At 72.1% G+C, this 22,056-nt stretch carries 24 protein-coding genes; 12 read left to right on the forward strand and 12 right to left on the reverse strand.

The features are described from left to right. On the forward strand, positions 1-1,008 hold the full coding sequence (locus G6W55_RS17440) for a hypothetical protein (protein WP_175521763.1): 1,008 nt from the start codon (positions 1-3) through the stop codon (positions 1,006-1,008). Here G6W55_RS17440 and G6W55_RS17445 read toward each other — a convergent pair. Beyond that, positions 983-1,579, reverse strand: coding sequence for a dihydrofolate reductase family protein (locus tag G6W55_RS17445; RefSeq protein WP_175521764.1), 597 nt, complete (start codon positions 1,577-1,579; stop codon positions 983-985). The genes G6W55_RS17440 and G6W55_RS17445 overlap by 26 nt on opposite strands. 81 nt (positions 1,580-1,660) lie before the next feature. Here G6W55_RS17445 and G6W55_RS17450 point away from each other — a divergent pair, with 81 nt between their 5' ends. Both G6W55_RS17450 and G6W55_RS17455 read left to right on the forward strand, forming a co-directional pair. Beyond that, on the forward strand, positions 1,661-2,233 hold the full coding sequence (locus G6W55_RS17450; protein ID WP_175521765.1) for a TetR/AcrR family transcriptional regulator: 573 nt from the start codon (positions 1,661-1,663) through the stop codon (positions 2,231-2,233). A 47-nt stretch (positions 2,234-2,280) separates the two neighbouring features. Next, positions 2,281-2,697, forward strand: coding sequence for an SgcJ/EcaC family oxidoreductase (locus G6W55_RS17455; protein WP_175521766.1), 417 nt, complete (start codon positions 2,281-2,283; stop codon positions 2,695-2,697). Positions 2,698-2,711: 14 nt separating this feature from the next. On the opposite strand, the gene G6W55_RS17460 is transcribed toward G6W55_RS17455, so the two are convergent. The 3 genes from G6W55_RS17460 to G6W55_RS17470 are packed head-to-tail and all read right to left on the reverse strand — an operon-like array spanning position 2,712 to position 3,896. Next, complete coding sequence (locus G6W55_RS17460; protein WP_175521767.1) at positions 2,712-2,849, reverse strand: DUF397 domain-containing protein; 138 nt, start codon at positions 2,847-2,849, stop codon at positions 2,712-2,714. Next, positions 2,846-3,037 carry a DUF397 domain-containing protein gene (locus G6W55_RS17465; protein ID WP_175521768.1) on the reverse strand — a complete coding sequence of 64 codons (192 nt, stop codon included), beginning with the start codon at positions 3,035-3,037 and terminating at the stop codon, positions 2,846-2,848. Before G6W55_RS17465 ends, G6W55_RS17460 begins: the two co-directional genes overlap by 4 nt. Before the next feature lie 7 nt (positions 3,038-3,044). After that, positions 3,045-3,896: a helix-turn-helix transcriptional regulator gene (locus G6W55_RS17470; RefSeq protein ID WP_175521769.1), complete on the reverse strand. Its 852-nt coding sequence runs from the start codon at positions 3,894-3,896 to the stop codon at positions 3,045-3,047. A gap of 153 nt (positions 3,897-4,049) precedes the next feature. Between G6W55_RS17470 and G6W55_RS17475 the strand changes: the two genes are divergently transcribed. The 3 genes from G6W55_RS17475 (at position 4,050) to G6W55_RS17485 (ending at position 6,232) form a co-directional block, all read left to right on the forward strand. Beyond that, the gene (locus tag G6W55_RS17475; RefSeq protein WP_175521770.1) at positions 4,050-4,463 is read left to right on the forward strand and encodes an ATP-binding protein; all 414 of its coding nucleotides are present in this window, start codon (positions 4,050-4,052) and stop codon (positions 4,461-4,463) included. A gap of 32 nt (positions 4,464-4,495) precedes the next feature. Next, the gene (locus G6W55_RS17480; RefSeq protein ID WP_175521771.1) at positions 4,496-5,398 is read left to right on the forward strand and encodes a hypothetical protein; all 903 of its coding nucleotides are present in this window, start codon (positions 4,496-4,498) and stop codon (positions 5,396-5,398) included. A gap of 153 nt (positions 5,399-5,551) precedes the next feature. Further along, positions 5,552-6,232: a DUF6445 family protein gene (locus G6W55_RS17485; protein WP_175521772.1), complete on the forward strand. Its 681-nt coding sequence runs from the start codon at positions 5,552-5,554 to the stop codon at positions 6,230-6,232. A 57-nt stretch (positions 6,233-6,289) separates the two neighbouring features. On the opposite strand, the gene G6W55_RS17490 is transcribed toward G6W55_RS17485, so the two are convergent. Next, on the reverse strand, positions 6,290-7,561 hold the full coding sequence (locus G6W55_RS17490) for a threonine/serine exporter family protein (protein WP_175521773.1): 1,272 nt from the start codon (positions 7,559-7,561) through the stop codon (positions 6,290-6,292). Between the two features lie 149 nt (positions 7,562-7,710). Here G6W55_RS17490 and G6W55_RS17495 point away from each other — a divergent pair, with 149 nt between their 5' ends. The 3 genes from G6W55_RS17495 to G6W55_RS17505 are packed head-to-tail and all read left to right on the forward strand — an operon-like array spanning position 7,711 to position 10,978. Next, on the forward strand, positions 7,711-9,168 hold the full coding sequence (locus tag G6W55_RS17495; protein ID WP_175521774.1) for an APC family permease: 1,458 nt from the start codon (positions 7,711-7,713) through the stop codon (positions 9,166-9,168). Next, the gene (locus G6W55_RS17500) at positions 9,165-9,602 is read left to right on the forward strand and encodes a hypothetical protein (protein WP_175521775.1); all 438 of its coding nucleotides are present in this window, start codon (positions 9,165-9,167) and stop codon (positions 9,600-9,602) included. Before G6W55_RS17495 ends, G6W55_RS17500 begins: the two co-directional genes overlap by 4 nt. Before the next feature lie 5 nt (positions 9,603-9,607). After that, positions 9,608-10,978 (forward strand): dipeptidase, encoded by a 1,371-nt coding sequence (locus G6W55_RS17505; protein WP_175521776.1) that lies wholly within the window; start codon positions 9,608-9,610, stop codon positions 10,976-10,978. Between the two features lie 40 nt (positions 10,979-11,018). On the opposite strand, the gene G6W55_RS17510 is transcribed toward G6W55_RS17505, so the two are convergent. Beyond that, the gene (locus G6W55_RS17510) at positions 11,019-11,705 is read right to left on the reverse strand and encodes an MOSC domain-containing protein (protein ID WP_175521777.1); all 687 of its coding nucleotides are present in this window, start codon (positions 11,703-11,705) and stop codon (positions 11,019-11,021) included. Between the two features lie 211 nt (positions 11,706-11,916). Between G6W55_RS17510 and G6W55_RS17515 the strand changes: the two genes are divergently transcribed. After that, a complete protein-coding gene (locus tag G6W55_RS17515; protein WP_175521875.1) occupies positions 11,917-12,624 on the forward strand; it encodes a DUF4142 domain-containing protein in 708 nt (235 codons plus the stop codon). An 18-nt stretch (positions 12,625-12,642) separates the two neighbouring features. On the opposite strand, the gene G6W55_RS17520 is transcribed toward G6W55_RS17515, so the two are convergent. Continuing rightward, the gene (locus tag G6W55_RS17520) at positions 12,643-14,319 is read right to left on the reverse strand and encodes a glycoside hydrolase family 13 protein (RefSeq protein WP_175521778.1); all 1,677 of its coding nucleotides are present in this window, start codon (positions 14,317-14,319) and stop codon (positions 12,643-12,645) included. Positions 14,320-14,555: 236 nt separating this feature from the next. Between G6W55_RS17520 and G6W55_RS17525 the strand changes: the two genes are divergently transcribed. Continuing rightward, positions 14,556-15,509: an LAETG motif-containing sortase-dependent surface protein gene (locus tag G6W55_RS17525; protein ID WP_175521779.1), complete on the forward strand. Its 954-nt coding sequence runs from the start codon at positions 14,556-14,558 to the stop codon at positions 15,507-15,509. A gap of 48 nt (positions 15,510-15,557) precedes the next feature. Here G6W55_RS17525 and G6W55_RS17530 read toward each other — a convergent pair whose 3' ends face one another. After that, positions 15,558-16,535 (reverse strand): nucleoside hydrolase, encoded by a 978-nt coding sequence (locus tag G6W55_RS17530; protein WP_175521780.1) that lies wholly within the window; start codon positions 16,533-16,535, stop codon positions 15,558-15,560. Between the two features lie 214 nt (positions 16,536-16,749). Here G6W55_RS17530 and G6W55_RS17535 point away from each other — a divergent pair, with 214 nt between their 5' ends. Continuing rightward, entirely contained in the window at positions 16,750-17,529 is a 780-nt protein-coding gene (locus G6W55_RS17535) for a hypothetical protein (protein ID WP_175521781.1), read from the forward strand. A gap of 22 nt (positions 17,530-17,551) precedes the next feature. On the opposite strand, the gene G6W55_RS17540 is transcribed toward G6W55_RS17535, so the two are convergent. From G6W55_RS17540 to G6W55_RS17555, 4 genes are all read right to left on the reverse strand, one after another. Beyond that, positions 17,552-18,250, reverse strand: a complete 699-nt coding sequence (locus G6W55_RS17540) for a GAF and ANTAR domain-containing protein (protein WP_175521782.1) — start codon at positions 18,248-18,250, stop codon at positions 17,552-17,554. A 620-nt stretch (positions 18,251-18,870) separates the two neighbouring features. Then, the gene (locus G6W55_RS17545) at positions 18,871-19,557 is read right to left on the reverse strand and encodes a TIGR03943 family putative permease subunit (RefSeq protein WP_175521877.1); all 687 of its coding nucleotides are present in this window, start codon (positions 19,555-19,557) and stop codon (positions 18,871-18,873) included. Further along, positions 19,554-20,555: a permease gene (locus G6W55_RS17550; protein ID WP_309243748.1), complete on the reverse strand. Its 1,002-nt coding sequence runs from the start codon at positions 20,553-20,555 to the stop codon at positions 19,554-19,556. The genes G6W55_RS17545 and G6W55_RS17550 overlap by 4 nt, the downstream gene beginning before the upstream one ends. 93 nt (positions 20,556-20,648) lie before the next feature. Next, on the reverse strand, positions 20,649-21,992 hold the full coding sequence (locus G6W55_RS17555) for a tetratricopeptide repeat protein (RefSeq protein ID WP_175521783.1): 1,344 nt from the start codon (positions 21,990-21,992) through the stop codon (positions 20,649-20,651). Positions 21,993-22,056: the final 64 nt, after the last annotated feature.

A 22,056-nucleotide genomic window follows, 5' to 3' on the forward strand; every position in this document is an offset into this window, starting at 1 on the left:
GTGGGCCGGCGCGAGAAGCCGCCGCCGGGCTCGCGACCCGGCTCGCAACCCGGTTCACTTCCCGGCTCGCTGCCCGGTTCGCTCCTGCGGGAAGGTCTCGCCGATCCACACCGTCTGCCCGAGCATCTGGCCCTGCTGGCGGTGCGCCGACTGGGCCCGGTGGCCCGCCGTACGGTGTCCGCCGAGCCGCCGCCCGACCGGGCCGGGGTGATCCGGCGCGGCCGCCGGGCCACGGTGACCGAGGGCGCGTTCGTCGGCGGACCGTTCCTGCTGCTGATCCCGGTGGCGTTCTGCGCGGCGCTGCTGCGGCAGACCCGGATCTGTCTGGAGCTGGCCGCGCTCACCGGCCGCGACCCGACCGACCTGGAGCGCGCGGCCGAACTGCTGGTCCTGCAAGGGGTGTACGACGATGTCGGCGCCGCCCGTGCCGCGCTCGCCGTGCACGCGGCGGCGCCCTCGCACGGGGTGCGGCCCACCGCCCTGTGGACCCTCACCCTGCGCATGGCCCGGCTGCTCGGCCTGCTCGTCCCCGACGAGCCCGGTGCCGCCCGTCCGGGACCGTGGGTCCAGGCCGGGCGCTGGCTGCTGCTGGTCGCGGTGATCCTGGTGGGCACGGTCGCGCCGCTGGTCTGGCTGCCGTACATGGCGCGCTCGTACGACCGGGCCACCCGGCAGCTCACCCGGCGGGCGGAGCGTTTCTACTTCCCTGGGGAGCCGGACGCGCTATCGGACACGGTGTCCGGCACCCCGGCCGGGTCCGGGCGCCGCCGTCGCGTGGACCCGGCGCGGCTGGCCGGTGCGGGGCGCGCGCTGCTGTCGGTGCTGTCCCTGCTGGTGCCGGTGATGCTGGTGTTCGGGGTGGTCGTGGCGGACGTCCGGATCGCGGGCAGCCGGTGGCCGGTGCTGGGGATCGTGCTGGTCACGGGCTCGGTGGTGACGGGCGGGGTGTGGTGGCTGCGGCACCGCCGCGGGTCGGCTCCGGCTACGGACGGCGGAGGAGACGGGTGAGGGTGACGCCGTTGGGGAAGGCGGTGCGTTCGGTGACGTCGAAGACCGTGGGGTCGAAGGTGCCGTCGAAGGCGGGGATGCCGGTGCCGACGATCACGGGGTAGTTCTTGATCACCAGTTCGTCGATCTCGGGCAGGAGGGTGCCGGCGAGCTTGCCGCCGCCGCAGAGCCAGATGTCCAGGGCGGTGTCCTCCTCCTTCTTGAGCCGGCGGACCAGGCCGAGCGGGTCGTCGGGGACGACCGTGACCGCCGGGTCGATGTCGGGCGGGAGTGTGCTGGACACGACGTACTGGCGCAGATGGCCGTACGGGCTGGTGAGTCCGGCGTCCAGCGCGGGGCGGAAGGTGCCGAGGCCCATGACGACCGTGTCGAAGCGCCGGTTGGGGGTGCCGGTGAGACCGGCGGGGGCGCGGGCGGGCGTGGGGACGGTGTCCGGGTACACGGCGTTGGTCCAGGCGGTGTAGGCGGCGGCCTGTGCGGGGTCGCCCATGGGGAAGAAGTCGTACTCGCCACCGGGGCCTGCGATACGGCCGTCGAGGGTGACGCCGACGTAGTACACGAGCTTGCGCATGCGTAACTCCAACCGTAGTACTGTGGATGTAGTGGTTCGCTTGACTGCTGCGACCGTAGTACTACGCATGGAGTGGTGTCAATGGTGAGACGGAACGACGAACGGCGCGCGGCGCTCGTCGACGCGGCGATCGAGGTACTGGCGCGGGAGGGGGCGCGCGGTCTGACCTTCCGCGCCGTCGACACGGAGGCCGCCGTGCCCAACGGCACCGCCTCCAACTACTTCGCCAACCGCGACGACCTCCTCACCCAGGCCGGCGCCCGCGTCTACGAGCGGCTCCAGCCGGACGAGGCGACGATCGAGCGCCAGCGGACGGCGGGGCGGGACCGGGAGACGTACGTGGAGCTGATGCGGGAGCTGGTCGGGCGGGTGTCGTCCTTCCGGACCGGCTACCTCGCCCTCCTCGAACTCCGCCTGGAGGCGACCCGCCGCCCCGAACTGCGCCGGGTCCTCACGGAGCGGGTCCGCGCGGACGTCGACGCGAACGTGACGTACCACGAGGCGTCCGGCCTGCCCGGCGACGCGACGGCCGTCAAGCTCCTGATCCTCACCCTGAACTGGCTGATCGTCGAACAGCTCACGCTCCCGGACGTGTTCGACGAGACGGAGCGGGAGGAGTTGGTGAGGGCGGCGGTGGAACGGATCGTGAACTAGGGGAGGGCCTTGACCTGAAGCACGGTTGAGGTCACAAGCTGAGGCACATGACTGCCGACACCACGCACACCACGAAGTCTGCGAGCCCTGCGGACATCAAGGCGATCAAAGAGATCGTGGCCACCGTCGAACGCACCCAGCGCGCCAAGGACACCGAGGGCTTCCTCGCCCTCTTCCACCCCGACGCCCTGTGGACGACGGCCCACGGCAAGGTCCTGATCGGTTTCGATGCGATCGCCGAGTTCACGCGCGCGGTACTGCCCGCCGCCAGTTGGGACGGCGAGGTCACGTACGAGGCGATCCACATCGAGTTCCTGCGCCCGGACGTGGCGGCGGTCAAGATCCGCCAGATCTACCACTCGCCGGAGGGCGACTCAGAGGGCTCGCCCCTGTATGTGATGACGAAGCGGGCCGATGGAAGGTGGCTGGTGCATGCGGGGCAGAACACGGAGGTTCGGGGGTAGGGGGGACACCCCCTTCACAGAAGCCCGTCACGTACGGCGCGTAGGAGATCGCCGAGGGGGGCCGGGGTAGGGGTGGAGGAGGCGAGTTCGACGCAGTCGTTGCCTTCACCGCCTCCGGAGAAGGACGACCTCTGCCAGACGGGGTGCCTCACAAGTCACCGTCCCGTATGGCGCGGAGCAGGTCGTCCACCGAGGTCGCGCCGGCCGTGAGGATCGTGGAGGGGCAGTCGGACTCTCGGAGGTGGAGGGCGGCCGGCAGGGAGAAGGCGAGTTCGAGGCAGTCGTTCCCATCACCGCCACCGGAGAAAGAGGACTTCCGCCAGTTGTCGGGGGTGGTCATGGTGTCCTCACAGTTCCTTGGCCAGCCTATGGATGAAGTCCCGCGAGCGGGCGGGGTCGAATGACGCGGCCTCCATTTTATGGAAGATCGTTCGAGAGGCGTCGAGTTGAGCCTCTGAGTCGATGAAGACCGTACCGAGGGGCGTGTCGCGGACAACCGTGTCCAGCTTGGACACAGCGCCGCCTACGTACGTCATGGCGCTGCCGGCACGAGTGAAGTTGTCCAGGTCGAAAGGGATGACCCTGACGCTCACGTTGTCGAGTTCGGAGAGCGCCAAGATGCGGGCGAGCTGCTCTTGGGAGGCCGCACGATCGCCGACGCGAAAGCGAAGGGCCGCCTCGTGAATCACCGCCTGGTACGGGATGGCTGAGGCGCCTTCGATGATCGCCTGGCGCCTTCTGCGGTGCTGAACACGCAACTCAAGCTCTTCCTTGGCGAGTTCAGGAACCCGGGAGGAGAACACGGCACGGGCGTATGTCTCTGTCTGAAGCAGGCCCGGGACGTACAACACGGCAACGTCGCACCGGAACCTCGCATGGCGATCCAGCTCCGACAGATCCAGGAACGACGTCGGTAGCAGCCCCCGATACTCCTCCCACCACCCCCGCGTCCGATCCGTGGCCATCGCCACGAGCGCATCGATGAACTCGCCGTCCGTGCAGGCGTAGTGGGAGGCGAGGCGCCGCAGGCGTTCTTCGCTCACTCCCGAGAGCCCTGACTCGATGTGGCTGACCTGGACGGGACTCACCCCCAGCAAAGCCGCCGCCTGCCGGGCGCTGAGGCCGGACGCCTCACGGAGCCTTCGCAGTTCCACCGCCAACCGCAACTGACGTGCTGTCGGTTCACGCCTCGTCGTCATCGACGGCTCCTCGGTGCAACGCGCTTACAGGCGGGACTCGTTCGGGTTCAGATTACGCGAGCGGCTTGCACGACCGAAACATTAACCCCTACCTTCGGTGACGCGCCGCTCACTCTGCGGTGACATTCCCATCCCCTGCCCCGGAGTTGACGCATGCCCGAAACCCAACCGGACGCCTGGGAGTACACCCTCTACATCCCCACCGACCCCGTCGCCGTCCCCCTCTGCCGCCGCACCCTCCGCCTGATCCTCGCCCTGCACGAGCTGCCCCACCTCAGCGAGACCGCCGAGCTGCTGGTCTCCGAGCTGATCTCCAACGCCGTACTCCACACGAAGGGCCCCGCCGCCCTACGGATCCGTTTCCGCGACGGCGTTCTTCAGATCGGCGCCTGGGACTGCGACCCCCAACCCCCCGAACCGCCCGGGAAGTTCGACCAGCTCACCGACTCCGAGAGCGGACGCGGGTTCGCGATCGTGCGGGCCTGTTCCGACACTTGGGGGTGGCAGCCCATGTCCCGGCTGGGGCGGCTCGGGAAGCTCGTGTGGTGTGACTTGCCGGCGGCATAGTCGTTGATCACGTCGGACAGAAAGGAGAGCCGATGGTCGGCTCGTCGCACGAGGCGTTGCACCGGATCTTTCAGAAGGATCCGGAGCTTCTGACACGTGCTCTGCAAGAGGTGTTACAGGTCCCCTTCCCCCGGCCCTACGACTTCGCCGCCATGAACGTCGACCTCACCGAGATCGAGCCCGTCGAACGACGCGTCGACACGCTGCTGAGGGCCGAGACCGACGAGGGCAGCTACCTGCTGGTCGTGGAGTCGCAGGGCGAACGGGACGACAGGAAGCGCGGTAGCTGGCCCTACTACCTCAGCTACCTCTACGAGAAGTACCGCTGCGAGCCCGTGCTCATCGTCGTCACGCAGAGCAGGGCCACCGCCCGCTGGGCGTCCCAGCCCATCCATCTCGGCGTGCGCGAGACACCCTCGCTGACGGTACGGCCGTTCGTGCTCGGGCCGGACAACGTCCCCCTGATCGCCACCGAGCGGGAGGCCCGGCAGGACGTACCCCTTGCGGTGCTTTCCGCGATGACACACGGCCGGGGACGCAAGGCCCCGGCCATACTGGAATCCCTGGCCGCCGCCCTGAAGGACGTCGACCGCGACAACGCCGCGGTCTTCGTACAGTTCGTCGACTCGTGCCTGACAGACCCCCAGGCCCAGCAGATGTGGAGGGACCTCATGACCGCCATGCAGTACTTCTGGCGCCACCCCCTCGCCCAGGAAGTCCGGGAACAAGGACGTGAGGAGGGCAAGGAGGTGGGTCGGGTCGAGATGCTCGCCGAGACGATCCTGAACATCCTCCGCTGGCGCGGCATCGAGGTCCCCGACACCGTCCGCACCCGTGTCGAGTCCTGCACCGACCTCGACCTGCTCACGACGTGGTCCGAACGTGCCGTCCACGCCACGACCGCCCACGACCTCTTCGCCGACGAACGTCCCTGACGCCACCGTCGACCCCGGGGCGCCCGGTAAGGGCGCCCCACCCAACAACCGCCCACACCCCCATCCCTGTTGACGAAACATTGACCACTCCCCGCCCCACTCCGGAGGATTCCGCGGGCGAGTCATGACGTGTCCCCGGCCTACATTCCAGGCATGGCCATGTCACAGCAGCGTGTCCTTCCCGTTCTGCCGTATCGGAAGCCCACCAAAGGGCGTGACTACTGGGTTCTGGACGATGTGCTGCCCGAGGCTGACATCGACGCCGTACGCGCGCGGTGTCTTGCGAAGGACGACTGGGTGGAGGGGTACCCGTACACCTCCGAGAGCTGGCCGGGGCTGCGGGCCATGCCGGGGCTGGAGCCCGGTGAGCTGGAGCGGGTGGAGCGGCTGGTGCGCAGGGCGACCGGGGCGGAGAAGTTGTGGGTGCAGCGGGCGCCCGGCGGTGGGACGCTCAACCACAACTGCGTGCAGGTCGTCGGCGAGGGCGAGAGCACGCCCCGGCCGCACAGCGACTCCCGTTCCCTGTGCCGGTACGCCGCCGTGCTGTATCTCAACCCCTCCGCCCCCAAGGACTGCGGGACCAGCTTCTACCGGCAGGCCCTGCCCGGCGGGCGGCTCGGCGGCAATGTCGTACAGGCCCCGCACAACAACCTCGTCGACGCCCTCGGCACCCGTTTCGTCCCGCCCGACGCCTTCGAGGAGGACGTCCGCGTCCCCCACAAGCACAACCGGCTGCTCCTCTACCACGCCAACCTCGTCCACAGCGCCACCGGTTACTGCGGTACGACGCTGGAGGAGAAGCGGATGACGGCCGTGTTCTTCTGGATGGCCTGAGCCCCCCCCCAGAACCAAGAAGACATCCATCAGCCCCAGACACACCCTCACCCCCCCTCACACCCCCTCATCCCTCCGTCCCCCCAGCGCCGCCCCCGTCACCAGTCCCACCGCGATCGCCGTCACGATCGTCACCAGTTTCAGCAGGTCCGTGAAGCCCGCCACCACGTGGCCGCCGGCCAGGGTGGTCAGGCCGCGCATGCCGAGGGAGCCGACGGTGAGGGTGAAGAAGCCGGGGAGCATCAGGATCAGCGCCGGGGGGCGGTCCGGGCGGCGGCCGATCACCGTGGCCGCCGCCCCCAGCGCCACCGCCGCGAAGAACGTCCCGCCGGTCTCCCCGATCGCCTTGGTCACCAGGGACTGCACCGCGACCGTCAGATAGACCAGCAGCAGCAACGGCCAGAACATCCGCAACGGGATCGCGAACGCCAGCACCGTGCCCAGGGTGAACACGATCCAGCCCAGGAACAGCGCCCAGCGCGGCAGATCCGACTCGGCGGTGACATCGAACAGGGTGCGGGTGGACGTACCGGTGATCAGTACGCCCAGCAGGACTCCCACATAGAGCTGGATCAGCAGGAACGCCGCGTAGACCAGGCGGATCGCGCCCGTCGTGATCAGGCCCGCGGCCAGCTCCGCGGAGGCGGCGCTCAGATAGTCGCCGGGGACGAAGTAGAACAGCGCGGGCAGCATCAGCAGCACCGGACCGCCGTGCGCGGGCGTGCCGGCGAACAGTTCGATCGTGACGACCGAGACGGCCACCGACACGGTGAGCGGGAGTACCAGTGCCAGGCCCCTGAACCGGTCCGCCGCGACGGCGAGCGCGGCGGTGAGGGTGCCGAGCACGGCCGTCGTCCCCACCTCGTACCAGGTGGCCTGCATCAACGGCGCGAAGCCCAGCGCGAACAGCACGATCCCGATCAGCTTCAGCCACCAGGGGTACGGCGGCGGCGCCTTCTCGATGGCGCGCAGTCGGCGGTCCGCCTCCGGCAGGTCCACCTCCCCCCGGCCCACCTCCGTGAGCAGCGGTTTCAGCGCCGCGTCCCGGTCCAGGCGGAACACCTCGGGGAAGCCCCGGACCGTGACGGTCCGGCTCGTGCCGTCCGCCGCCGTCACGGTGACCACCGCGGCCTCCGGCACGAGCAGCACGGTCGCCTCCGCGCCGTAGGCCCGCGCGGTCCGCGCGACCGTCCCCCCGATCAGATGCGCGCCCTCTCCCGAGGACTTCAGGAGGAGCGCGGTGAGCCGGGCGAGGAGGGCCGCGAGATCGGCGGCAGAGGCGGCGGAGGCCGGAGGGCCTGGAGGTACCGGAGAAGCCGGGGGCTGCACAACAGCCAGCGTGCCGCCCCGTCAGCCCCATCGCACCCCGGGCCGACCGGCACCCCCACCCCCCTCACCCGTACGGCCCACCCGCCCTGCGCTCCGCCCCCGCCCGCCACACGCTGGCAGCAGCCGAACCCAGAGATCGGGGAGGACGCATGGCGTCGATGGACGTACCCGCCGGCGGGAAACCGGCCGCCGCGGAGAAGACCCGGGCGAGAACGGTCGATGCCCCCCGGCTGACCTGGCTCACCCTGGCGCTGATGACGACCGCCTCGGTCGCCAGCCTGCGTGCCGCGCCCACCATGGCCGTGTACGGCCTGGCCTGCGTGTTCCTCTATCTGCTCCCCGCCGTGGTGTTCCTGCTGCCGACCGCGCTCGTGTCGGCCGAACTCGCCTCCGGCTGGAACGGCGGTGTCTACCGGTGGGTGAGCGAGGGGCTGTCGAAGCCGCTCGGATTCCTCGCCGTCTGGTGCCAGTTCGCGATGACGATCTTCTACTACCCGAGCCTGCTGGCCTTCGTCGCCAGCACGATCTCGTACGTCATCGACCCCTCCCTCGCCTCCAACGGCGTCTACACCGCCATCGTGATCATGGTCCTGTACTGGACGGGCGTCTGGGTGTCGTCGCGCGGCACCAAGGCGCTTGCGGGGCTGTCCAGTTGGGGTCTGGTGATCGGCACGCTGGTGCCCGGCACGATCCTGGTCGTCCTCGGCATGGTGTTCCTCGCGCAGGGCAACCCGTCCGCCGCGCCGATGACCGCGAGCCATCTGCTGCCGCAGTGGACCGGTCTGGCGAGCCTGGTCCTCATCGTCAACAACTTCCTGTCGTACTCAGGCATGGAGATGAACGCCGTGCACGTGTCCTCGCTGAAGGACCCGGCGAAGGAGTACCCGAAGTCGATGTTCCTGGCGATGGGTCTGGTGCTGCTGATCTTCATCCTCCCGGCGCTGGCCATCAGTTGGGTGGTCCCCGCCGACCAGACCAGCCTCACCGCCGGTGTGATGCAGGCGTTCCACGCGTTCTTCTCGTACTTCCACATCGGCTGGATGACCCCGATCGCCGCCGTGATGCTGATCTCCGCCTCGCTGGCCGGCATGCTCACCTGGCTGGCCGGGCCGTCCAAGGGTCTGCTGGAGATCTCCCGCAGCGAGGGCTATCTGCCGCCGTTCCTCCAGCGCCTCAACAAGCACGGTGTGCAGCAGAACATCCTGGTCACCCAGGGTGTGGTGACCACCGCCATCGCGCTGATGTACGCGCTGATCCCCGGCGTCTCCAACGTCTACTGGATCTTCTCGACCATCACCACGCAGGTGTATCTGATCGTCTATCTGCTGATGTTCGTGGCCGCGGTGCGGCTGCGCAGGAACCAGCCCGAGCACCCGCGCGGCTACCGCGTCCCGGCCCTCACCCTGGTCTGCACGGTCGGCTGGCTGGCCTCGGCCGCCGCGCTCGTCATCGGGTTCGTGCCGCCCTCGCAGTTCGGCGGCAACAGCGTCGGCGCCTATGTCGCGATCGTCGGCGGCGGACTGGTGCTCCTCGGGCTGATCATCCCGGGCGCCTTCCTGAAGTTCCGCAAACCGTCCTGGCGTACGGAGGGCGGTGACGCGTCATGAGCCCCACGAAGTTCGCCTCCGAGCACCGGTGGATCTACGTCGGCGCGATCGTGCTGCTCGTCGCGCTCGCCGTGATCGGGATCATCAACTACGAGAGCGTGAAGAAGACCAACCAGGCCACGGAGAAGGCGAATCAGCTCGCCGACGCGGCCGTCGACGCCGGTTACCCCCGACCCGACACCGACACGATCGTGCGCGCGCTCGGCACCGACGGCGGCATCGTCTGCGAGAACCCGGGCAGCGCCCTGAAGTCGGCGCTGTGGAAGATCAACGTCTCCAACGGGGCCGCGTTCGTGGGGGCCAGGCCCGTCATCGGCGACGGCGCCGCGCTGCGCGCCGAGGCCAAGATCCTGGAGATCTACTGCCCCGACAAGCTCGACTCCTTCCAGGACCGGCTGAACGACCTCAAGACCGACGACACCGTGAGGCGGTGACGACCATGAGCGAACCGTCCGGAAACGGTCAACTGGCCGAGAAGATCGCCGCCTTGATGCCCCGCGCCAAGGCCGACCTCGCCGAACTCGTCGCCATCCCCTCGGTGGCCGACCCCCGCCAGTACCCGCCGGAGGAGTGCGTCCGGGCCGCGCGCTGGGTCGCCGACGCCTTCACCGACGCCGGGCTCAGGGACGTCCACCTGGCCGAGACCCCGGACGGCAGCCACGCCGTCCTCGGCCACCGCCCGCCCCCGCCCGGCGCGCCCACCGTGCTGCTCTACTGCCACTACGACGTGCAGCCGCCGCTCGACGAGGCCGCCTGGAAGAGCCCGCCGTTCACCCTCACCGAACGGCCCGACGGCCGCTGGTACGGGCGGGGCGCCGCCGACTGCAAGGGCAACATCGTCATGCACCTCACGGCGCTGCGCGCGCTCGGCGACGACCTTCCGGTGGGCGTGAAGTTCGTCGCCGAGGGCTCGGAGGAGCAGGGCACGGGCGGTCTGGAGGCGTATGTCACCGAGCACCCCGAGCAGTTCCTCGCCGACGCGCTGCTGGTGTGCGACACCGGCAACGCGGAGGTGGGCACCGGCACCGCCACCGTCAGCCTGCGCGGTCTGACGACCGTCGTCGTCACCGTCGAGACCCTGCGCGGCGAGATCCACTCCGGCATGTTCGGCGGGCCCGCGCCCGACGCGCTGGCCGCCCTGGTGCAGATGCTGTCCACGCTGCGCGACCCGGTGACCGGCTCGACCCGGATCACCGGCCTGGACGGCGACGGCCGCTGGCCCGGCGTCGGCTACGACGAGGAGCAGTTCCGCGCCGACGCCGGGGTCCTGGACGGCGTCACCCTCACCGGCACCGGCACGGTCGCGGACCGGCTGTGGGCGCGGCCCGCCGTGACCGTGCTCGGCATCGACTGCCCGCCGGTCGTCGGCTCGGCGGCCGCCGTCCCGGCCACCGCGCGGGCCCGGGTCAGCCTGCGGATCCCGCCGGGCACGGACCCGGACCTGGCGACCTCGGCCCTCGTCCGGCACCTCACCGAGGCGGCGCCCTGGGGCGCCCGGGTCACCGTGGAACCGGAGGGCAGCGGCTCGCCGTTCCGCGCCGCGACCGACGGCCCCGCCTACGCCGCGCTGGCCACGGCGGTCCGGCAGGTCTACGGCAAGCCGCTCGCGTTCCTCGGCCAGGGCGGGTCGATCCCGCTGTGCAACGTGCTGTCCGCGGCGTTCCCGCGCGCCGAGATCATCCTCATGGGCGTGGAGGAGCCGCGCTGTCTGATCCACGCCCCGGACGAGAGCGTCGACCCGGGCGAGATCGAGCACATGGCGCAGGTGGAGGCGCTGTTCCTGAAGGAGTTCGCGCGGGCCCGGACCTGAGTGCGGGCCCGCACCTGAGGAAGGGCATGAGGCCGACCGCTCACGCCCGGACGCCCACCTCGTCCCCCACCGACACCTTCCCCGGCCGCAGCACCCGGAAGTAGGCGCCGAAGACGACCCCGCCGTCGGCCCGACGATGGCCGGCCAGGGTGCGCAGGGGCTCCGGGCCCGCCTTGCGGCCGGTCTCCTGGTCGACCATGGTGACGGCGCACCGCACCGTGCGCTCGGTGAGGGCCAGTTCGACACCGCCGACGGTGAGCACGGACGCCTCGTCCTCGGTGTGCGGGGCCTCCCAGCCGTCGATCACGAGGTTGGGGCGGAAGCGGTTCATCGGCAGCGGGTCCGAACCGGCCGCGGTCAGCCGGGCGTTGAGGTCGTCGAGGCTGGCCCGGGAGACGACGTGCAGCCGCCCGTGGTTGCCGGCCGGCGGCCGGATCAGCCGGCTCGGCCGCCCCAGGACCCGGGTGAGCCAGGCGTCGACGTCGTCGTGCCCGGCCCGCACCGGCTCATGGCCCGGGAAGCGCAGGGTCAGTTCGCCGTCGAGCAGTTCGGGGGCGACGAGGGCCAGGCGGGGATCCGCGCCCTGCCAGCGCAGCTCGCCGTTCCCGTCGGCGACGGCGTAGCGGCGGTCGTCGGTGAGTCCGGTCGGGGTGACCGCCGCCTCCGTGAGCGTGACCCCCGCGCACCCCTTCACGGGGTAGTACGTGATTCCGGTCAATCCGGCCATTTCATTCCCCCTCGTCGTGCCCCCGGTCACCCCGGCGACCCCGCGCTTCCGCACGTCCCGACAAGTTTTTACGATTCCCTGTGAATCACACGAGGTTCCCGTCCGTACTTCTCGATGTCCGACCACGCCGGGGACCCTCCACCGGCCTGCTCGCCGACCGGACCAAGGAGGAACGGTGCCACTTTCGCGGAACACGATGGGAACCATCTTCGTGGGTGGAGCCATGTCTCTGACATTGGCCGCGCTCGCGTACCCGTCGATGCTCGGACTGGACACCGTGTCGTCCTCGAACGACAGGATCATCGCCAACACCCAGTGGGGCCCGCTGACCGAGGGCGACCGTGACTTCGTGGTGAAGGTGCGGGCGGCCGGTCTGTGGGAGTACCCGCTGGGCCAGGTCGGGCTCCAGAAGGGGCAGAGCAAGGAAGTCCGCACCGCCAGTGAGCATCTGATCGACGGGCACGCGGCACTGGACGAGAGCACCCGCAAGATCGCGCCGATGCTGAACATCACGCTGCCCAACGTGGCGAGCCCGCAGCAGGAGGCGTTCGTCGTCCAGCTCAAGGCGGAGAGCGGCAAGCAGTTCGACGTCGACTTCGCCAACATCCTGCGGATGACGCACGGCTCGATCTTCAACACCATCGCCAAGGTCCGGTCCACGACCAAGAACAGCCTGGTCCGCGCCCTCGCCGACCAGGCCAACGACACCGTGCTCGACCACATCACCGTGATGGAGAAGACCGGTCTGGTCGACTACGACTCGACGATCTTCCAGCAGACCACCCCGCCGAAGCTGCCGCAGTCCGACATGACCCCGCCGGCCCCGCCCGCGGGCCAGCCGCAGGTCGTGCTGACCGCGCCGCCCACCGCGACGTCCACGCCCCTGGACCTGAGCGCCGCGGTGAACCAGAAGCAGTAGCACGGCCGGGGGCGGGCCCTAGGCCAGCCACACCGTGGTGTCCGGCTCCAGATGTCCGTCGTCGCCGAGGGGCGCGCTGCTCAGCAGCACCTCCCCCGGCGGCAGCGGCACCGGCGCGGCCGACAGGTTGGCGACACAGCGCCAGGCGTCGGAGCGGGCGAAGGCCAGCACTCCCGCCGGGGTGTCCGGGTGCCAGACCAGTTCCTCGCCGTCGAGCAGCTTGCGGCGCAGCCGCAGGGCCGTGCGGTAGAACTCCAGGGTCGAGCCCTCCACGCCGTCCTGCGCCTGGACGGCGTAGCGCGCGAAGGACGGCGGCTGCGGCAGCCAGGCCCCGGCCGCGCCGAAGCCGTACGAGGGTCCCGTCGTCGTCCACGGCAGCGGCACCCGGCAGCCGTCGCGGCCCTTGCGGGTGCGCCCGGTCTGTTCCCACACCGGGTCCTGGAGGACCTCGACGGGCAGATCGGCAACCTCGGGCAGTCCCAGCTCCTCGCCCTGGTAGACGTACGACGATCCGGGCAGCGCCAGCATCAGGAGCGTGGCGGCGCGGGCGCGGCGCAGGCCGGCCAGGTCGTCGAGGGGCGGGGTGCGGCCGTCGGCGAGCAGCCAGGCGTTCTCGTCGGTGCCGGGCGGCAGGGACAGGCGGGAGGCGTGGCGTACGACGTCGTGGTTGGAGAGGACCCAGGTGGCGGAGGCGCCGACGGCGCGGGCCGTGGCGAGGGAGTCGGTGACGACCCGGCGGATCGCCTCGGCGTCCCAAGGGGCCTGGAGATACTCGAAGTTGAACGCCTGGTCGAGTTCGTCGGGGCGGGCGTACAGGGCGCGGCGGGCGCCCGGCACCCAGGCTTCGGCGACCGCGGTGCGGGGCGGGGAGTAGGCGTCCAGGACGCGGCGCCAGTCGCGGTAGATCTCGTGGACCTCGTCGCGGTCGTAGAACGGGTGGGTGCCCGGGGGGAGTTCGGCGAGCGCGTTCTCGCCGGTGAGGGGGCCGAGGTCGCGGAGCGGTTCGGCGAGGTCCTTGGCGAGGGCGTGGGCGACGTCGACGCGGAAGCCGTCGACGCCCCGGTCGGCCCAGAAGCGCAGGGTGGTGCGGACGTCCTCGCGGACCTCCTCCAGGCCCCAGTTGAGGTCGGGCTGTTCGCGGGCGAAGAGATGCAGGTACCACTGGCCGTCAGGGACCCGGTGCCAGGCGCTGCCGCCGAACACGGACTGCCAGTCGGTGGGCGGGAGTTCACCGGACGGACCGCGTCCGTCACGGAAGACGTAGCGCTCGCGGGCCGGGGACCCGGGTCCCGCGGCCAGGGCCTCCTGGAACCAGGGGTGCTGGTGGGAGGTGTGGTTGGGGACGATGTCGACGATCACCTTCAGGCCGAGGCGGTGGGCCTCGGCGGCGAGCGCGTCGAAGTCGGCGAGGGTGCCCAGGCGCGGGTCGACATCGCGCGGGTCGGCGACGTCGTAGCCGCCGTCGGCCAGTTCGGAGGGGTAGAAGGGGCTGAGCCAGAGCGCGTCGACGCCGAGCGCGGCGAGGTGGGGGAGGCGGTCGGTGACACCGCGCAGATCGCCGAGGCCGTCCCCGTCGGCGTCGGCGAAGCTGCGGGGGTAGACCTGGTAGACGACGGCCTGGCGCCACCAGTCGGGGTCGCGGGACGACAGGTCGGTGAGTGGAAGCGTCTTCGGATCTGCCTTGGGAAGTGCCATGGGGAGAAGACTGTCCACATTGCCGGGAAAGCGAACGTCCGCACGCTGCGGAGTGAATCGTTCCGCACGTGATGAAAACGTGAGGAAAACTTGAACCACCCGGCGTTTGGCTCGTGTTGACAGCCGGTTGTCCAGGACACGACGATGAGCGCACATCGTGGCGCCTGTGCATCCTGGGCCCCGTGTTTCCTGTGATCTGACCAATCACCCCTGGCATTCGCCAAGATGGGATCCGCATGTCCATAGCGAGTCGTGTCACCGTGCGTCGCCTGCTGGGGACGAGCGCCGCGACGCTCACCCTCTGCGCCGCCTCCGTCGCCGCCGCCTCCGGCGCCTTCGCCCACGGCACCCCGGGCGGGGACGGCTGGAAGTCAGGCGGGCACTACAAGCCCGGCACCGGTGCGGGAACCGAGACGGCGACCGACCGCTGCCAGTTCTCGCTCGACGGCAAGAACTTCTTCGACTCCGTGCGGGTCGACGACCAGAACCTCAAGCCCGGTGAGGACGGCAAGGTCCACATCGCGGTCCGCACCGCGCACCGCGCCGACGGCTGCACCGCCTCCCTGGCCTCCTACCTCGCCCACGGCGCCACCTTCGCCACCTCCGGCGAGCAGGTGTTCGTGGACTTCGACTCGGTGACCGTGAAGCCCGGCAAGACCGAGACCCTCGACATCTCCGTGCCGGACGCCGGCTGCTTCGCGCAGATCGACCTCTACCGGGGCGCCGTGAAGTTCGACGGCAAGCTCGACGCGCAGGACGGCTTCGAGCACGGCGAGCTGCCCAAGGGTCCGGACCGGCCGGTCATCAAGGACAAGCTGATCGCCGCCTGGAACGGCGGGACGAAGGACTGCACGGTCACCGAGCAGCCGCCGACGACCCCGCCGGCCGACGACGAGTCGCCCTCGGCGCCGTCCTCGTCGGAGCCGCCCGCCGAGACCCCCTCGGACACCCCGTCCGACACGCCGTCGGACACCCCCTCCGGGTCCCCCTCGGAGTCGCAGCCGGCCACGCCGACGCCGAGCGAGTCCGGTGACGCGCCCGCGCCGACGCCCAACGGCGGCGGCGGTGGCCTCGCGGAGACCGGCGCCGACAGCAACACCCCGGTGATCGCCGGTGGCGCCGCGGCGCTGCTGATCGGCGGAGCGGCGATCGTCGTCGCGACCCGCCGCCGCAAGGCGAACCGCGCGTAACGCCCTTTCGACGCCCTCCCCCACCGCGGGGGAGGGCGTCGACGTGTCTCAGGGGCGACGGCCCTCGACCGCGGCCAGGTACAGCTTCACGTACCGCTCTACGTCCACGTCCAGGGCCACGTCCACCAGGTGACGGTCCCGGGTGCCGTGGTGGAGTTCGTCCTCGCCGGGACGGGGGCGGCGGTCCACGACCGTCTGCCCGCGGGCCGGGCCGGGCGCGAGGGACACCTCCACCGGCAGCGCGGCCGTCGTCAGACCCGCCGGGTCGACGACCGCGCAGACCGCGCCCGCGTCCCCGAGACCGCCCCGCGGATCGTCGCCGTCCGGCTCGGGGGCGGAAGGGCGGTGGGCCAGCAGGTCGCCCGCCAGCCGGGCGCCCGGCTCCGCGCTCGCCCGCAGCCGGCGCACGTCCGCGCCGGGGACCGTGACCCGCTGGAAGACGTCCAGGCCGTACATGGTGATCGGCACCCCGGCGGTCAGCAGGATCGCGGCCGCCTCCGGGTCGTGCCACACGTTGAACTCCGCGACCGGCGTGGCGTTCCCGGTGGCCACCGCGCCGCCCATGAACACGATCCGCTCGATGTTGCGGGTGACTTCCGGATGGGTGCGCAGCAGCAGCGCGATGTTCGTCAGCGGGGCCGTCGGGATCAGCGTCACCGGGTGCGGAGAGGCGAGGATCTCGCGGCGCAGCAGGGTGACCGCGTCCACGTCCGCGGCGGCGCGGGCCGGCGCCGGGAGACCGGGGATGTCGCCCATGCCGTCCTCGCCGTGCACATGGCGGGCCGAGCGGGCCGGTTCGATGAGCGGGCGTTCGGCGCCGCGGGCCACCGGGACGTCCCCGGCGCCCGCGATCTCCAGGACCGTCAGCGTGTTGCGGACCACCCCGGCCACGTCCGTGTTGCCGGCCACACAGGTCACCGCCCGCAGGTCAAGACCCGGATGGCGTACGGCGAACAGCAGGGCGAGGGCGTCGTCGACCCCGGTGTCGCAGTCGATGATCACGGGGACGGGCCGGTCGTCGCTCACCTGGGGCTCCTTCTGCCGTGCACGGTCCAAAGAGGCGCAGTGCCGTCGTGCCGACCCTATGCGCGCCGCTCGTTTTCCACCGCCCGCAGCAACGGCCGTAACCCGTACGGACCGCCGCGCTGGTCAGGTCGGGCGGGTGGTGTTGCGGTGAGAGCACGCGCACGGGCCCGTGCCCGTACGCCCCCGTCCGCGCGCGCTTCAGGAGGCAGCCCCGATGACCCGTCGCACCCTCCTCACCTGCGTCGCCCTCGGACTGCTCACCCCCCTCACCGGCTGCGCCACCCTCGGCCTCGAACACCCGCCGACCGCGACGCCCGCCGCGCCCACCACCTCGGCCCCGCCCGGCCGGTCCGTCGCGCCGACCACCCCGTCCGTGCTCACCGAGGCGCAGGCGCGGGAGGCGCTCATCACCGACACCGACCTCGGCGCCCCCTGGACCCCGACGCGCGGCGCCGCGACCTGGCGGGACGAACTGCTGAAGGCGACGACCGACGCGCCCGAGTGCCGGAAGCTGCTCGACGCGCTCTACACCGACGAACTGCTCGGCGCACCGGCGCGCGCGGCCGTCGGGCTCGACGACCCCGTCACCGGCGCCCAGCTCCGCTACCAGCTCGCCGACCGGCGGCCCGCCGACGCCGACCGGGCGCTGGCCTGGCTGCGCACCCTGCCCGGCACCTGCGCCCGCTTCACCGCCCGCGCGCCGCACGACACCGTCCTCGACGTGCAGGTCTCCGAACTGCCGCTACCCGAGGTCGGCGACGCCCGCCAGGGTCTCCGAATCTCCCTGACGAACTGGGCCACCACCGAGGACAACCCCGACGGCGAGCCCACCGCCCTCACCCTCGACGTGGCCGCCGTCCGCGCCGGCGAGGACGCGTTCGCGCTGACCAACGGCGGCCTCGGCGACGTACCGAACGAGGCCACCCAGGCGGCGGTCCAACTCGGCGTACGACGGCTCGCGGACGTGCGGAAGCAGGGGCGGGTACAGGTCTGAGGACTCCGGGGGTGTCCGGGTCTCAGTCGGGGTCCAGACGCAGACGGCGGGCGAGCAGCTCGCGGGCCACGGCCGGCACCGTACGGCCACGCGCGAAGGCGTGACCGCGCAGCAGATCGAGCGCGGTCTCGGGACCGACGCCGCGCTGTGCCATCACCATCCCGACGGCCTGGTGAATCTGGTCGTGGTCCATGGCTTGCGGGCTCGACCACGGCCCACCCCCCTCCTCCCCGAACGGCAGGGCGACCAGCGCGGCGGTCATCACACCCGCCACGGACCACGCGGTCCGCACCTCACCGGCGGCCAGTTCGCCGGGGGTGTCCCGGTGCAGATCGAGGGTGCCCACGCAGACGGTGCCGTCCCCCAGCGGCAGCGCGTAGACGGCACCGACGCCGGCGGCCGTCGCCTGGTGGGCGTAGAGCGGCCAGCGGGCGGTGTCCCGGGCACCGGAGAGATCCGTCGCGAAGACGGCCGCCCCGGTCCGCGCGGCCTCCAGACACGGCCCGTCGCCGAGGGTGCCCTCCAGCTCCATCAACTCGGCGGCCCGCACCCCGCTCGCCCCCAGCGGCAACGGCACCCCGGCCCCGTACAACGCCACCCCCGCCCCGGCCACGGGCAACAACCGCACGGCGGCCACACACAACCGCCCGGGCACCTCACCCGGCGCCACCCCCCGCGTCTCCTCGGCAACCACCTCGGAGACCCGATCACCCACGGCCATCACCACCTCTGCGTCCGCGTGCCGGGTACCCCTGGCGACGGGCGGGAACCGGACGGGGGCGGGGTCCTGCGAGCGGCGGCGCGCCCACGGGGGCACGGCGGAGCCTGCGGCGCCCGGTGCGGGCGATCGCGAGGTGGGGGCGCAGCCGGCCGGGGCCGGGCGGCACGGGGCGCTGTCCACGCCGCTCCGCCCGCGGGGGCGCGGCACCCGAAACGGGGCAGGCTTGCCGGACGTCGTCCGACGGGACCCTCCGCCGTCCGCCCGCGAGGCGCCGGGGGACGGGCGGCGTCCGGGCCGGCGCCGGAACGCGGTCCGACCCGCCCCGCCTTCGTCCGCCGCAGGGCACGGTGGGCACGCGACGTCCGGGCCGGGCGATCGTGACGTGCGGGTGCCGGCTGCCCGCGACGGGCGGGCGCGCCGGAGGTGCGGGGGTGGCCCGACGGCACCGCTGGCGGGGTGAGCCGCCGGGCGTCGGGAGCGGGACGTGCCGGGCCATGGCCCCCGGCAGCCCCGACGGGGCCCCGTTCCTGGCGGCGTGAGCCCGGCGGAACCCCTGGCGGGCACGTGGCCCAACAGCCCCGGCCCCGACGGGAAGAGCGGATCGGCCCCCGCGCGCGGGACTACGGCTTCTCGTACGGGTTCGTCGGTTCCGGGACCCTCGTGACCGTCTTCGCGTTCAGTACGGGTGGCCAGGCCGTGGGGGAGCCCAGGGTGCCCTTGGGGTGCCAGGTGCCGGTGATGGTGACCCAGGTGTCGGTGGGTGGGGCGGGCGTGCCTCGGATCTCGGCCTTGGCCGTGGTGGCGTCGGCGGCGCAGCAGGAGACGACGAGGCGGGTGACGTACCAGGTGCCGTCGTCGTCGCGGGTGACGAAGCCGGTCAGCCGGACGGTGCGGCCCTTGAGGGAGCGGCCGCTGTCGTAGACCGCGCGGGAGCCGTACTCGGCGACCGTGAGGGTGACCGGGTCCCCGGCGGGCAGCGCCGGGAAGGTGCCGACCCCCTGCGCGGCCCGCCGGGCGGCCTCGCGGTCGGCGCTGTAGGAGCCGAGGGCGGGTGGTGGGAAGAGAAGCAGGGCGAGGGCGGGGAGGGTGAGCAGCCAGGCCAGCCGGGAGCCGCCGTGGGAGTGGGTGTGGGCGGGGCGGAGGGCCGCCGTGGTCAGGGCCAGCAGGATCAGCGCCGCGCCGGACGCGATCAGGTACGGGCGCAGACCCGCCTGGACGTACCGCAGATACAGGTTCCCGAAGAGAGTCACCCGCAGGACCGCCGCCCCGATGAGGAGCAGCAGGAACGGGCCGCCGTACCGCCTCACAGCAGCCACCAGCCCACGAGCGCGCTGGACGCCACCGCCACCACCCACGTCACCGACGCGAACCGGACCGCGAAGGCCCGGCCGAAGGTGCCGGCCTGGAGGGCGACGAGCTTGAGGTCGACCATCGGCCCCACCACCATGAACGCCAGCCGCGCGGTCGCGGGGAACGCGCTGAGCGAGGCCGCCACGAACGCGTCGGCCTCGCTGCACACGCACAGCACCACGGCGAGCAGCGCCAGCAGCGGGACGGCGAGCCACGCGGAGCCGGTGAACACGTCGAGGACCGCGCGCGGTACGGCGATGTTGAAGGTGGCGGCGGCCGCCGAGCCGAGCACGAGGAAGCCCCCGGCGTGCAGGAAGTCGTGCTGGAGGCCGTCGGCGAAGGCCCGGACGCCGGTGGTGTGCGGGGCTTCGCGGCCGGGGATCCGCAGCCACCGCTCCCGCCCGAACCGGGCCCAGAGCCAGCCCATCACCACGGCCGTGCCGAGCGAGGCGAGCAGCCGGGCGAGGACCATCTCCGGCTGCCCCGGGAAGGCGAGGGAGGTGGCGACCAGCACCACCGGGTTGATCGCGGGCGCGGAGAGGAGGAACGCGAGGGCGGCCGCCGGGGCCACCCCGCGCCGCATCAGGCTCCCGGCCACCGGCACGGACGCGCACTCGCAGCCGGGCAGCACCACCCCGGCGACCCCGGCGACGGGCACGGCGAGCGCCGGACTGCGGGGGAGCAGCCGCCGGAACACCCGCTCGGGCACGAACGCGCCGATCGCCGCGGAGACGACCGTACCGAGGAGCAGGAACGGCACACCCTGGACGACGACCGCGGTGAACACCGTCCACCAGGCGGCGACGGGCGGGGTGTACAGGTCGAGCGCGAGCACCGGCCCCAGCACGGAGCCGACCGTCGCGACGACCACGAGCGCCGTCCCGCCGAGCACGGCGTACACGAGCGCGCGCAGGACGGATCTCAGTCCGAGGGCCACCGCCCGTTGGTTCAGCACACGCGGACGCTAGTGCCGTCGGCTGTGCGCCGGTCCGGTTTTCCGGGAGAACGGCCTGTGCGGCGCCGCAGTCCGGTACCGGCGGAGGGCGTCCTACAGCGGGGGCTGGGCCGGTGCCGGGCCCAGGGTGGTGGTGCCGGGGGCCGTGCGGTGGCCGAGGCCGGTGCGGTAGGCGTCAAGGGCCGCCTCGACCCGGCCCGTACGGCGCAGCAGATCGCCCAGCAGCCGGCACAGGTCGGCGAGGTCACCGGCCGCGCCGGCGCGTTCCAGCAGGCTCAGGGCGCGGACGTAGTGCTCCTCGGCGGCCTCCGTGTCCCGGGCGTCCTCGGCGATGATGCCGAGCAGCCGGTGCGCGGCGGCGGAGTGCATGGCGCCGCGCTCGGAGGAGAGGTCGCCGAGGACCCGCTGAAGCAGCGCGGCGGCCTCCGCGGACTTGCCGCGGCGGTGCAGCACGTCGGCCAGTTCCACGGCGGCCTGGCTGCCGTAGAGCGTGGCGCGGGTGGCGGTCAGCATCTCCTGCGCCTGCCGCAGTTCGTCCTCGGCGAGTGCGAGCTGGCCGTTCTGGGCGTAGACGTATCCGCGCATCCAGTGGCAGTTGGCGAGTTCGGTGCGGAGCTGGAGCTGCCGGTACAGCTCGGCGGCCTTGGCGAGGGAGGCGTCGGCCTCGGCGAGCCGGCCCTCGGCGAGCAGGGTGCGGGCCACCGAGCGGTGCATACGGGCGACGAGCGCGGGGTCGGCGACCTGGGGCGCGAGGGCGAGCGCGAACTCGGCGGCCTGCGCGGCGCGGGCGTGGGCGCCCATGTCCATGTACGGGCCGATGACGGAGGCGTAGAGCAGGAGCAGCGCGTCGGGGTCGTGGAGACCGCCGCGGTTCAGCTCGTCGAGGGCGGATTCAAGGAGGTAGACGGAGTAACGGAGTTCACCGGCGAGGTAGTGGGCGACGGCCCGGCCGCGCAGGGCGGGGACCCGGCAGGGCAGGGGGGCGTCGGCGAGCCGGGCCTCGGCGCGTTCGAAGTGCTCCCGGGCCGCCTCCAGGTCGCCGGTGTCGATGCCGCACTCCCCGAGTCCGAGCAGCGCGGTGGCCTCCTCCTCGGCGAGGTCGTTGGCGCGGGCCTCGGTGAGCAGGGCCTCGTACTGGCGGGCGGCGTCCTCGGCGTCACCGGTGGCGAGGGTGCGCTGGGCCTCGGTGAGCCGCAGCCGCAGATCGGTGACGAGGCGTGCGGAGCGGCCGGTGGAGAGTTCCTCGAAGTCCACGCCGAGGCGTTCGGCGATGTGCTTGAGCGCCTCGTCGGAGGGGCGGACCCGGCCGGCCTCCAGGGTGGAGATGTAGGCGGGGGTGTAGGTCGGTTCGGCCAACTGCCGCTGGGTGAGACCACGGCCGACGCGGAGCTGTTGCACGCGCCTTCCTATGACCTCCGGTTCGTCTCGCTCGGCCACGCCTTGACTCCCCCAACTGCCCCGGTGCCTCTTGCCGTTGGACTATCGCAGCCTCTAGGTTAAA

This window comes from Streptomyces sp. CAI-85, from assembly GCF_013363615.1.
Taxonomy (GTDB): domain Bacteria; phylum Actinomycetota; class Actinomycetes; order Streptomycetales; family Streptomycetaceae; genus Streptomyces; species Streptomyces antibioticus_B.